This is a genomic window from Burkholderia sp. HAN2018 (assembly GCF_024704855.1).
Lineage (GTDB): Bacteria > Pseudomonadota > Gammaproteobacteria > Burkholderiales > Burkholderiaceae > Burkholderia > Burkholderia cepacia.
On sequence record NZ_QOBB01000221.1, the window covers coordinates 1 to 11,279 of the forward strand.

The 11,279-nt window shown below is 69.8% G+C and carries 12 protein-coding genes; 5 read left to right on the top strand and 7 right to left on the bottom strand.

Features of this window, described 5'->3' with window-relative positions; all coding sequences use genetic code 11:
- Window positions 1-130: 130 nt before the first annotated feature.
- A complete protein-coding gene (locus DPV74_RS33650; RefSeq protein WP_091921128.1) occupies window positions 131-895 on the bottom strand; it encodes an NAD(P)H-dependent oxidoreductase in 765 nt (254 codons plus the stop codon).
- 74 nt (window positions 896-969) lie between these two features.
- Between DPV74_RS33650 and DPV74_RS33655 the strand changes: the two genes are divergently transcribed.
- Window positions 970-1,344 carry a helix-turn-helix domain-containing protein gene (locus DPV74_RS33655; protein ID WP_027788355.1) on the top strand — a complete coding sequence of 125 codons (375 nt, stop codon included), beginning with the start codon at window positions 970-972 and terminating at the stop codon, window positions 1,342-1,344.
- Between the two features lie 51 nt (window positions 1,345-1,395).
- On the opposite strand, the gene mnmA is transcribed toward DPV74_RS33655, so the two are convergent.
- Both mnmA and DPV74_RS33665 read right to left on the bottom strand, forming a co-directional pair.
- A complete protein-coding gene (gene mnmA, locus DPV74_RS33660; protein ID WP_060174151.1) occupies window positions 1,396-2,544 on the bottom strand; it encodes a tRNA 2-thiouridine(34) synthase MnmA in 1,149 nt (382 codons plus the stop codon).
- Window positions 2,541-3,050, bottom strand: coding sequence for an NUDIX hydrolase (locus tag DPV74_RS33665; protein ID WP_021164203.1), 510 nt, complete (start codon window positions 3,048-3,050; stop codon window positions 2,541-2,543). Before DPV74_RS33665 ends, mnmA begins: the two co-directional genes overlap by 4 nt.
- Window positions 3,051-3,326: 276 nt before the next feature.
- Between DPV74_RS33665 and DPV74_RS33670 the strand changes: the two genes are divergently transcribed.
- Genes DPV74_RS33670 through DPV74_RS33680 form a run of 3 tightly spaced genes read left to right on the top strand, consistent with a single transcriptional unit; the run spans window position 3,327 to window position 6,255 of the window.
- Window positions 3,327-4,466 carry a Re/Si-specific NAD(P)(+) transhydrogenase subunit alpha gene (locus tag DPV74_RS33670; RefSeq protein ID WP_027788353.1) on the top strand — a complete coding sequence of 380 codons (1,140 nt, stop codon included), beginning with the start codon at window positions 3,327-3,329 and terminating at the stop codon, window positions 4,464-4,466.
- Between the two features lie 11 nt (window positions 4,467-4,477).
- Complete coding sequence (locus DPV74_RS33675) at window positions 4,478-4,804, top strand: NAD(P) transhydrogenase subunit alpha (protein WP_119338756.1); 327 nt, start codon at window positions 4,478-4,480, stop codon at window positions 4,802-4,804.
- On the top strand, window positions 4,801-6,255 hold the full coding sequence (locus DPV74_RS33680; protein ID WP_060207123.1) for an NAD(P)(+) transhydrogenase (Re/Si-specific) subunit beta: 1,455 nt from the start codon (window positions 4,801-4,803) through the stop codon (window positions 6,253-6,255). Before DPV74_RS33675 ends, DPV74_RS33680 begins: the two co-directional genes overlap by 4 nt.
- A gap of 89 nt (window positions 6,256-6,344) precedes the next feature.
- Here the strand turns inward: DPV74_RS33680 and DPV74_RS33685 are convergent, their stop codons facing one another.
- Complete coding sequence (locus DPV74_RS33685; protein ID WP_060193640.1) at window positions 6,345-7,265, bottom strand: LysR family transcriptional regulator; 921 nt, start codon at window positions 7,263-7,265, stop codon at window positions 6,345-6,347.
- A gap of 80 nt (window positions 7,266-7,345) precedes the next feature.
- Between DPV74_RS33685 and DPV74_RS33690 the strand changes: the two genes are divergently transcribed.
- Entirely contained in the window at window positions 7,346-8,269 is a 924-nt protein-coding gene (locus DPV74_RS33690) for a carbon-nitrogen hydrolase family protein (RefSeq protein ID WP_119338757.1), read from the top strand.
- A gap of 80 nt (window positions 8,270-8,349) precedes the next feature.
- Here DPV74_RS33690 and DPV74_RS33695 read toward each other — a convergent pair whose 3' ends face one another.
- From DPV74_RS33695 to DPV74_RS33705, 3 genes are all read right to left on the bottom strand, one after another.
- Complete coding sequence (locus DPV74_RS33695) at window positions 8,350-9,036, bottom strand: YafY family protein (protein WP_060349050.1); 687 nt, start codon at window positions 9,034-9,036, stop codon at window positions 8,350-8,352.
- Between the two features lie 73 nt (window positions 9,037-9,109).
- Window positions 9,110-9,526: a VOC family protein gene (locus DPV74_RS33700; RefSeq protein ID WP_059649531.1), complete on the bottom strand. Its 417-nt coding sequence runs from the start codon at window positions 9,524-9,526 to the stop codon at window positions 9,110-9,112.
- Window positions 9,527-9,985: 459 nt separating this feature from the next.
- On the bottom strand, window positions 9,986-11,279 hold a 1,294-nt coding region (locus DPV74_RS33705), incomplete at its 5' end, for a class I SAM-dependent RNA methyltransferase (RefSeq protein ID WP_240440062.1).

Genomic DNA, 11,279 nt, shown 5'->3' on the forward strand with positions numbered 1-11,279 from the left:
GCGCCCTCGGCGTCGCGCCGGGCCGGCGGGCAGGGTGCCCGAGCCGTGCCTGGCCGCCGCCGGCGCCCACGATGGTCGAGAGTCTACTACGGGTCCCGTGAAGCTCGCGTTGCCGAGCCGGCCCGCCGCGTCAGGTGAGCGCGTGACGGATGAACGGGCCGTATGCGGGCGCGTCGGGCTTCAGCCTGACGCCGGCTTCGAAGTCCGTGTCGCGGTTGAACGGCACCCGCGGCCACGTGTGCCAGGCGCGCAGTCGCGCGCGGTAGTCCGCGAGCGCTTGCGCGAGGCGCGCGTCGCGGTGCCGCGCGGCGTCGCCGGCCGGATCGCTGCGAACCTCGTGGATCAGGTGCGGTTCGAGCACGTCGAAGCCGACGTAGCGCAGCGCATGCATGAGCGGCCACAGCAGCAGGCGCGTGTCGCCCTCGCGGCCGTCGGGCGCGCAGGCGGCGGCCGACGATCCGGTCGTCACGCTCAGCAGCGCGCGGCGCCCGTGCAACACGCCGCTGTCATGGCGCCGGCGGCTGCTGTAGAGGCCGCCGTAGACGAACACGCGATCCATCCAGCCCTTCAGGATCGCCGGCGCGCCGAACCACCACAGCGGGAACTGCAGGATCAGCGCGTCGGCCTGTTGCAGCAGCCCGACGTGATGCCCGACCTCCGGCGCGAGCGTGCCGCGCTCCCAGTGGTGGCGCTGCTCGCGTTGCGCGTCGAAGCGTGTCGTGTCGAGCCGATCGGCGTAATGGCGCGGCGCCTCGCTCGGGTCGAACCCGTCGGCGTACAGGTCCGCGACGGTCGCGGTATGGCCGGCGGCGCGCCACGTATCGGCCGCCGCATGGGAGAGGGCCGCGTTGAACGACTGCGGTTCGGGATGGGCGACGACGATCAGCGCATGCATGGCGGGCTCCGTGAGTATGCGACGATGATGGCCGGCGGCAGCGGGGCCGCGCAATCACGCACCCGGAGGTAACCATGGCATTTCCCGGCGACGTCTATGCGGCGGACTGTTCGGCGCGCGACGCGCTCGCGCTGATCGCCGGCAAATGGACGCTGCTGATCCTGCCGGCGCTGGCCGAGCGGCCGCTGCGCAACGGCGAGCTGCTGCGGCGCATCGGCGGCATCTCGCAGAAGGTGCTCACGCAGACGCTGCGCGAGCTGGAGCGCAACGGGCTGATCGAACGGATCGCGATCGCCGCGCGGCGATCGCATGTCGAATACCGGCTGACGCCGGTGGCGGAATCGCTGGTGGACACGCTCGTGGCGCTCGATCGCTGGGCCGAGCGTCATTTCCCGGTGCTCGACGCGGCGCGCGAGCGCTACGACGCGGCCGTGCAGCACATGCGCTGAACAGGCGGGCGGTAGCGGGCGCGGCCGCTTTCGGCCGGCACCGGCGGCGCGTCAGCGTGCGGCCGCGAGTGCCGGCGCGTCGAGCGCCTGCCGGTCGCCGGTTGCCGCGCTTTCGATGATGCCGCCGCCGAGACAGATATCGCCGTCGTACAGCACGGCCGACTGGCCGGGCGTGACGGCCCACTGCGCGTCGTCGAACGCGAGCGAGAAGCGTGCTTCGCCTGCCGGGCCGGGCACGGCGGCGCCGAAGGCGCATGCCGCGTCGGCCTGCCGGTAGCGCGTCTTCGCGCCGCACGCGAAGCCCTCGGCCGGCGGCTCGCCGGCGACCCAGCTCACGTTGCCGGCAACGAGCTCGCGCGACAGCAGCCACGGATGATCGTGGCCCTGCACGACGTACAGCGTGTTCGACGCGATGTCCTTCGCGGCGACGAACCACGGCTCGCCGCTGCCGCTCTTGCTGCCGCCCAGGCCGATGCCCTTGCGCTGGCCGAACGTGTAGAACGCGAGGCCGATATGCTCGCCGACGACCTTGCCGTCCGGCGTCTTCATCGGGCCGGGTTTGGTCGGCAGATAGCGGTTCAGGAAATCGCGGAACGGCCGTTCGCCGATGAAGCAGATGCCGGTCGAATCCTTCTTCTTCGCGTTCGGCAGCCCGATCTGCGCGGCGATCTCGCGCACCTTCGTCTTCGGGATCTCGCCGAGCGGGAACATCGTCTTCGACAGTTGCGCCTGGTTCAGCCGGTGCAGGAAGTACGACTGGTCTTTCGTATGGTCGAAGGCCTTCAGCAGCTCGAAACGCCCGTCGCGCTCGCGCACGCGCGCATAGTGGCCCGTCGCGATCATTTCCGCGTCGAGCGACATCGCGTGATCGAGGAACGCCTTGAACTTGATTTCGGCGTTGCACAGCACGTCGGGGTTCGGCGTGCGGCCGGCCGAGTATTCGCGCAGGAACTCGGCGAACACGCGATCCTTGTATTCCGCCGCGAAGTTGACGGCTTCCACGTCGATGCCGATCAGGTCGGCCACCGACACGACGTCGATCCAGTCCTGGCGCGTCGAGCAGTATTCGCCGTCGTCGTCGTCTTCCCAGTTCTTCATGAACAGGCCGACCACGTCGTAACCCTGTTCCTTCAGCAGCCACGCGGTCACCGACGAATCGACGCCGCCCGACATGCCCACCACTACACGGCGCTTGCTCATTTGTTGACCGCCTGACGTTCGAATGCTTCGGGGCGCGGCGCGACCGAATGCGTATGCACGAAATCGAGCGGAATGCGCCGCCCGGCGAGGTAATCGTCGACGCAGCGCATCACCGCGGGCGAGCGATGGCGCTCGCTGCACGCGCGCAGTTCGTCGGCGGTCATCCACAGTGTGCGGACGATGCCGTCGTCGAGCGCGTGGCCCGCGACCGGCTCGCCGGCCGTGCCGCAGAACGTGAAGCGCAGATAGGTCGCGCCGGCGGTGCCGGGACGGTCGTAGTGCGCCAGATAGACGCCGACGAGCGCGTCGGGCGTGAACGGGTGCGCGGTTTCCTCGAGCGTCTCTCGGATCACGGCGTCGGCCAGCGTTTCGCCGGCTTCGAGATGGCCTGCCGGCTGGTTGATGCGCAGGCCCGACGAGGTTTCTTCCTCGATCACGAGAAAGCGGCCGGCATGCTCGACGAGCGCCGCGACCGTCACATGCGGGGTCCAGATTTCGGGTTTCATGGTTCGGCATTTTACCGGTTGCGCCCGAACGCTGCCCGGCGTTCGGTCAGACGAATCCGACCCTCGTAATCGTCCGGCGCGCCGGTGCGCGGCCACGCCGGCCAGGCTGACGCGTCGATCTCGCGCGATCGTGCGCAAAGGCGGGTGCGGCCGCCGCTTTCGCCTAAAGTGAAACGTGAGTGCCGTCGCTCGCGAGCCGGTAGTCCGGCTGCCCGGCTCGTTGCGCGGTGGAAATCGCCGGAAACGACCTGCCGGCGATGACTGGAGGGACTGACGATGCATATTGGCGTGCCTGCCGAAACGCGGGCGAACGAGGCGCGGGTGGCCGCGACGCCGGAAACCGTGAAGAAATACGCGGCGGCCGGGCATCGGGTCAGTATCGCGAGAGGGGCCGGCCTCGCGGCCAGTTATCCCGACGCAGCCTATGCGGCCGCCGGTGCCGAACTGACCGGCCAGTCGGCCGCGTTCGACGTCGACATCGTGCTGAAGGTCCAGGCCCCGACCGACGCCGAGCTGCCGTTGCTCAAGCGCGGCGCCGTGCTGGTCGGCATGCTCGATCCGTTCAACGGCGAGCAGGCGGCGAAGCTCGCCGCGGCCGGCGTGACGGGCTTCGCGCTCGAAGCCGCGCCGCGCACGACGCGCGCGCAGGGGCTCGACGTGCTGTCGTCGCAGGCGAACATCGCGGGCTACAAGGCCGTGCTGGTTGCCGCGGCGCTGTATCCGCGCTTCTTTCCGATGCTGATGACGGCCGCGGGCACGGTGAAGGCCGCGCGCGTGCTGATCCTCGGCGCGGGCGTCGCGGGCCTGCAGGCGATCGCGACCGCGAAGCGCCTCGGCGCGGTGATCGAGGCGTCCGACGTGCGGCCGGCCGTGAAGGAGCAGATCGAGTCGCTCGGCGCGAAATTCCTCGACGTCCCGTTCGAAACCGACGAGGAGCGCGACGCTGCGCAGGGTGTGGGCGGCTACGCGCGCCCGATGCCGCCGTCGTGGCTCGGCCGCCAGGCCGCGCTCGTGCACGAGCGCGCGAAGCAGGCCGACATCGTGATCACCACCGCGCTGATTCCCGGGCGCCCGGCGCCGACCTTGATCTCGGTCGAAACCGTGCAGTCGATGAAGCCGGGCTCGGTGCTCGTCGATCTCGCGGCCGGCCGCGGCCCGGAATTCGACGGCCGCAAGAGCGGCAACTGCCCGCTGACGGTCGCCGACCAGGTGATCGCGCACCACGGCGTGACGATCGCCGGCTACACGAATCTCGCGTCGATGGTCGCCTCGGACGCATCGGCGCTGTATGCGCGCAACCTGCTCGACTTCATGAAGCTGATCGTCACGAAGGAGGGCACGCTGAACATCGACCTGACCGACGACATCGTCGCCGCGACGCTCCTGTGCCGCGACGGCGAAGTCACGCGCCGATAACGGAGGAGACCATGGAAGTCGTCAATCACACGGTGATCGACGTGATCATCTTCGTGCTGGCGGTGTACGTCGGCTACCACGTGGTGTGGAACGTCACGCCGGCGCTGCATACGCCGCTGATGGCCGTGACCAACGCGATCTCGGCGATCGTGATCGTCGGCGCGATGCTCGCGGCCGCGCTCACCGTCGGCACGACCGGCAAGGTGTTCGGCACGCTCGCGGTCGCGCTCGCGGCGGTCAACGTGTTCGGCGGCTTCCTCGTGACGAGGCGCATGCTCGAGATGTTCCGCAAGAAGGCGCCCCGGCAGCCCGGGCGCGGCAAGGAGGGCGCGCGATGAGCATGAACGTCGTCACGCTGCTGTACCTCGTCGCATCGGTGTGTTTCATCCAGGCGCTGAAGGGCCTGTCGAACCCGACGAGCGCGCGGCGCGGCAACCTGTTCGGGATGGCCGGGATGGCCGTCGCGATCCTCACGACGATCGCGCTGATCGCCAGGCAGGCGGCCTGGCTCGGCGCGAACCTGCCGCTCGGCCTCGCGCTGGTGCTCGGCGCGCTGATCGTCGGCGGCGGCGTGGGGGCGTTCGTCGCCGCGCGCGTCGAGATGACGAAGATGCCGGAGCTCGTCGCGGCGATGCACTCGCTGATCGGTCTCGCGGCCGTGTGCATCGCGTACGCGGTGGTGTCGGAGCCGGAAGCGTTCGGGCTCGTGCCGCAGGACGCCGTCGCGCCGGACTTCATTCCGTACGGCAATCGCGTCGAGCTGTTCATCGGCACGTTCGTGGGCGCGATCACGTTCTCCGGGTCGGTGATCGCGTTCGGCAAGCTGTCGGGCAAGTACACGTTCCGGCTGTTCCAGGGCGCGCCGGTCGTGTATGCGGGCCAGCACCTGCTCAACCTGATGCTCGCGCTCGGGATGCTCGGCTTCGGCATCCTGTTCTTCATCACGCAGTCGTGGCTGCCGTTCATCATCATGACGGCGATCGCGTTCGCGCTCGGCGTGCTGATCATCATCCCGATCGGCGGCGCGGACATGCCGGTGGTCGTGTCGATGCTGAACTCGTACTCCGGCTGGGCGGCGGCCGGCATCGGCTTCTCGCTGAACAACGCGATGCTGATCATCGCGGGGTCGCTGGTCGGCTCGTCGGGCGCGATCCTGTCGTACATCATGTGCCGCGCGATGAACCGCTCGTTCTTCAACGTGATCCTCGGCGGCTTCGGCGGCGAGGCGGCGGCCGGCGGTGCCGCGGGCGCGAAGGAGCAGCGGCCGGTGAAATCGGGTTCGGCCGACGATGCGGCGTTCATGCTCGGCAACGCGGAAACGGTCGTGATCGTGCCGGGCTACGGGTTGGCCGTCGCCCGTGCGCAGCACGCGCTGAAGGAACTGACCGACAAGCTGGTCGAGAAGGGCATCGACGTGAAGTACGCGATCCATCCGGTCGCGGGGCGGATGCCGGGCCACATGAACGTGCTGCTCGCGGAAGCGGAAGTGCCGTACGAGATCGTGTTCGAGATGGACGACATCAACGGCGAATTCGGCCAGGTCGACGTCGTGCTCGTGCTCGGCGCGAACGACGTCGTGAACCCGGCCGCGAAGAACGACCCGGCATCGCCGATCGCGGGGATGCCGATCATCGAGGCGTACAAGGCGCGCACGGTGATCGTCAACAAGCGGTCGATGGCGGCCGGCTACGCGGGCCTTGACAACGACCTGTTCTACATGGACAAGACGATGATGGTGTTCGGCGATGCGAAGAAGGTCATCGAGGACATGGTGAAGGCGGTCGACTGATGCATGCGCCGGTAACGCAGGCGGCCTGCCCCGATTCACGGGCAGCCTCGAAGGACAGGCCCGACCGCCGCAAGCCGGCCGGGCCGTTTTCATGGTGCGACGAGGTTCGCGATGCACGCGGCGATCGTGTCGCGTACGCGCACGATCGCCGGGTCGCGCTGCGTGCTCGAGCGCCAGCCGATTTCGACCGGGTAGTGCGGCAAGTCGACCGGGCAGGCGAGCGCGCGCAACGGCGTGGATCGCGCGATCGCGCGCGCCGCGTGCGAGGGAATCGTCGCCACCGCGTCGGAGCCGGCGAGCAGGTACGGCAACGCGGCGAAATGCGTGGTCGACGCCGCGACGCGCCGCTTGTGGCCGAGCGTGGCCAGCGCCTCGTCGACGATCCCGATCACGCCGCCCGACGACACGAGCAGGTGGTCGCGCTGCAGGAAATCGGCGAGCGTGAGCGTGCGCGGCGGCCGTGGGCGGGCGGCCGGGTCGATCAGGCACGCGTAGCCGCCCGTCGCGACCGCGCGCCGGCTGAGCCCGTTCGCCGAGAAGCCGCCCGATGCGATCGCGAGGTCGACGCCGTGGCGCAGCAGCGCGTCGCCGGCGATGCCGCTGTGCGTCTGCCGGAAGATCAGCCGGATGCCGGCGGCTTCCCGTGCAACGGCGTCGATCAGCGCGCGGCCGAGCGCGATCTCGAAGTCGTCCGACAGCCCGATCGAGATCGTGCGGCCGATGCGGTCGCCGCCGTCGGCCGCGATCGCGAGGCTTTCGCGGCAACGGTCGAGCGCGTCGGACAGGATCGGTTTCAGTTCGTCCGCGCGCGGCGTCGGCGCGAGCCCGCGGCCGGTGCGCACGAACAGCGGATCGGCATAGATCACGCGCAGCCGCGCGAGCGCCGCGCTCACCGCCGACTGCGTGAGGCCGAGCCGCAGCGCCGCCCGGCTCGCGCCGCCTTCCTCGTACAGCGCCTCGAACACTTTCAGCAGGTTCAGGTCGAGGCTGGCGATATCATCCGTATTCATGACACTTATCGTTCTATCGATTTGATCGATGACATCATATCGATAAAGATGGCGTTACCCCATTCACCGGAGACGCCTTCATGTCCACTTCAGTCATCGCCGCGCTGCAGATCGGCGCATCGCCCGACGGCACGCGCGCCACGCTCGACACGATCCTCGGCTACGAAACCGCGATCCGCGACAGCGGGGCGTCGCTCGTCGTGCTGCCCGAGGCCGTGCTCGGCGGCTATCCGAAAGGCGAGATCTTCGGCACGCGGCTCGGCTACCGGCTGCCTGAGGGCCGCGACGCGTATGCGCGCTACGCCGCGCAGGCGATCGACGTGCCGGGGCCGGAAACCGACGAGCTGGCCGCGCTGTCGCAGCGCACGGGCGCGAGCCTCGTGGTCGGCGTGATCGAGCGCGGCGGCAGCACGCTGTATTGCACGGCGCTGTTCTTCGATCCGCGCGACGGGCTCGTCGCGAAGCACCGCAAGCTGATGCCGACCGGTACCGAGCGGCTGATCTGGGGGCAGGGCGACGGCTCGACGCTGCCCGTCGTCGACACGGCCGCGGGCCGCGCGGGCGCCGCGGTCTGCTGGGAGAACCACATGCCGCTGCTGCGCTGCGCGATGTACGCGAAAGGCGTGCAGATCTGGTGCGCGCCGACCGTCGACGAGCGCGACGTGTGGCAGAGCTCGATGCGGCATATCGCGCACGAGGGGCGCTGCTTCGTCGTCAGCGCGTGCCAGGTGCAGCCGTCGCCGCGCACGCTCGGGATCGACGTGCCGGGCTGGGATCCGGAGCGGCCGCTGATCCGCGGCGGCAGCGTGATCGTCGGGCCGCTCGGCGACCTGCTGACGGAGCCGCTGATCGGCACGGCCGGGCTCGTGACCGCGCGTATCGATACCGACGAACTCGTGCGGGCGCGTTACGACTTCGACGTGGTCGGGCATTACGCGCGGCCCGACGTGTTCTCGCTGCACGTCGACGAGCGGCCGAAGCGCACGGTGGTGTTCGGCGCGTAGGGAAAGGCGGGCCGGGCGCCGTGCGGCGGCCCGGAACGTGAACGGCGGCGGTGCGCCCGCCGCCGTGCCGCGTCAGCGCGTCAGCGCATCGGCGCTTCCGCGATCCGCATGTAATCGGCGATCCGCCGTCCTTCCATGTCCGGAAACTGCTCGTGCACGACGATGTCGCCCATCCGCGCGATGTCGAAGGTGCGGAAATCGCTGCGCAGCTCGCACCACGCGCCGATCGTCCAGCGCCCGCCCCAGTAGACGAGCCCGAGCGGCCACACGCGGCGTTGCGAATGCGCGCCGAGCCGGTCGCGGTAGTCGAAGCTGACGACGTGGCGCGTATCGATGGCCTGGTGGATCGCATCGACCTTCGCGCAAAACGTCTCGTCGATGTGGAACGACGGCGCGAACACGGGCAGGCGGTCGAGCGCCGTGCGCTTGTCGGCCGGCATCGCCGACGCGATCTTCGCGAGCGCCGAGCGTGCGCCGCTCGCGAAGCGCGCACCGCCCCAGGTTTCGAGCATGCGTGCGCCGGCGGCGAGCGCCGCGAGCTCCTCGGCCGTGAACGTGAGCGGCGGCAGGCTCGCGTTGCGGTTCAGCCGGTAGCCGATGCCGGCTTCACCTTCGATCGGTACCCCTGACAGTTGCAGGTCGCGCACGTCGCGATAGACCGTGCGCGGCGACACCGACAGCCAGTCGGCCAGCTGCTGCGCGGTCGTGAGACGACGCCCGCGCAGCAGCTCGGCGATCTGGAACAGGCGGTCGGCACGGCGCGTCATGACGGCACCTCGGCTCCAACGGCAATGGGGACTTCGCGATGATAGCGCCGCGCGCGCCCGATGGCCGCTGCGCTCAGTGGCATTTCGGCGCGTGCAGGCCGACGCGGTTGCCTTCGGTGTCGATCAGGTAGCCGACGTAGCCGTAGTTGTTCGGCAGCTCGACGACGGAGCCCTGCACGACGCCGCCCGCGCGCTTCGCGCGTTCGAGCGCCGCGACGACCGATTCGCCGGCGTTCAGGTAGACGAGCACGCCGTTCGCGCTCGGCTTGATCTGCTGCGGATCGAACACGATGCTGCCGCCCGTGCTCGATGCGTCGCGGTCGAACGTGGCCATCGGCACGCCGCCGATGACTTCGCGCTGCAGCGTCGTTTGCAGCACGGTTTCGTAGAAGCGGATCGCCCGGTCGAAATCGAGGGACGGAATGTCGAACCACGCGATCGCGCGCTCGGGGGTGGCAGTGGCGGTGGCAGTTGCAGTTGCGGACGTCATGACGAGTTCCTTGTTGCGTTGTTGTTCGGGTTCGGTGCGGAAACCAGCCTTGCATTGCGCCGGGATTGCAGTGTGATCGCGGTCTGCTGACACCGTATTGTCAGTAGAGGTCGGGAACGATTCGTCAGCGCCGGCTGGTCGTCACGTGGCGCATGCTCATCGGGGGAGAGTGGGGAATCGCGCGTGACCTGCGTCGTGAAGCCGACCGTCACGCACGACGGGCTGGTGCCGGGCTCGGAGATGGGAGAGGGATCGCGGGATGCGCGGCGGGTGGCCGGTCGTGCCGTCGAGCCGCAAGACGCTGCTCGAGACGGGGCAGGCGCTGCCGTTCACGACGGGGCGCCGGGAGAAGTCGAAGCATTGAAACGGAACGACGCCGTTGCCGCGGATGCGGTAACGGCGTCGTTCCGGTTGTCGCGCAGGGGCCGTATCGGCGGCCCGTCGCGACCATGATGCGGATTACGCGTCGCCTTCCGGCGTGGCCGGGCGCGCCTTCACGCTGCCGGCGATCAGGTCGAAGCGGAACAGCCGGCATTCGAGCGCGCCGTTGAACAGCGGCGTCTTGGCCGATTCACGCAGCCGCAGCTGGCCCGGCAGCGAACGGTCGGACGTCAGCAGGAACGCCTGCCAGCCCGTGAAGCGCTGCTTCAGCGCATCGCCGAGCGCGTTGAAGAACTCGCTGTCCGGTGCGTCGGTGTGGGTGCGGCGGAACGCGTCGTCGTTGCCGCGGTTGCGGCCCGTCTCGCGCACCTCGCCGCGCGCGCTGCGGCCGCGCACCTCGATCCGCTCGCCGTACGGCGGGTTCGCGAGGATGATGCCAGGGCCGTCGCAGGGCGGCGTCATCCCGCGCGCGTCGACCTGCTTGAGCCACACCGACGGCACGCCCGCGCGCTCGAGGTTCGCGCGTGCCTTCTCGAGCATGTCGCCGGAGATGTCGCTGCCGTACACGCCGAGCGCTTCGCCGCGTTTGCCGCGCGCCGCGCGCTTCGCGTCCAGCGCCGGGACCTTCAGCCCCTGCCATGCGGTGATGTCGTATTGCTTGAGTTTCTCGAAGCCGAACCGGCGCTCGACGCCGGGTGCCACGCCGAGCGCGATCTGCGCGGCTTCCGCGAGGAACGTGCCGCTGCCGCACATCGGGTCGTACAGCGCCGTGCCGGGCGTCCAGCCCGTCAGGCGCAGGATGCCGGCCGCGAGGTTCTCGCGCAGCGGCGCCGCGCCCTTGTCGAGGCGCCAGCCGCGCTTGAACAGCGGCTCGCCCGACGTGTCGAGGTACAGCGTGCACTCGTTGGCCGTCAGGAACGCGAACACGCGCACGTCGGGCGCACCGGTATCGATGCTCGGGCGCGCGCCGGTCTTCTCGCGCATCCGGTCGCAGATCGCGTCCTTCACGCGCAACGTCGCGAATTCGAGGCTCTTCAGCGGCGACTTGATCGCGGTGATGTCGACGCGCAGCGTCTGCGTCGCCGCGAACCAGCGCTCCCACGGCTGCTCGAGCGCGAGCGCGTAGACGTCCTGCTCGTTGCGGTAGGCGCGGTGCGCGATCTTCAGCAGGACCCGGCTCGCGATCCGCGAATGGAGGTTCGCGGCCATGCCGGCGGCCCAGCCGCCGCTGAAGTGGACGCCGCCCGGCACCTGCGCGCCCGCGGTGAACGGCGCGCCGTTCAGGTGGCGGCCGGCGATTTCGGCCAGCTCGGCGGCGAGCGCCGCTTCGAGGCCGCGCGGGCAGGGGGCGAAGAATTCGTACAGGGTGGGC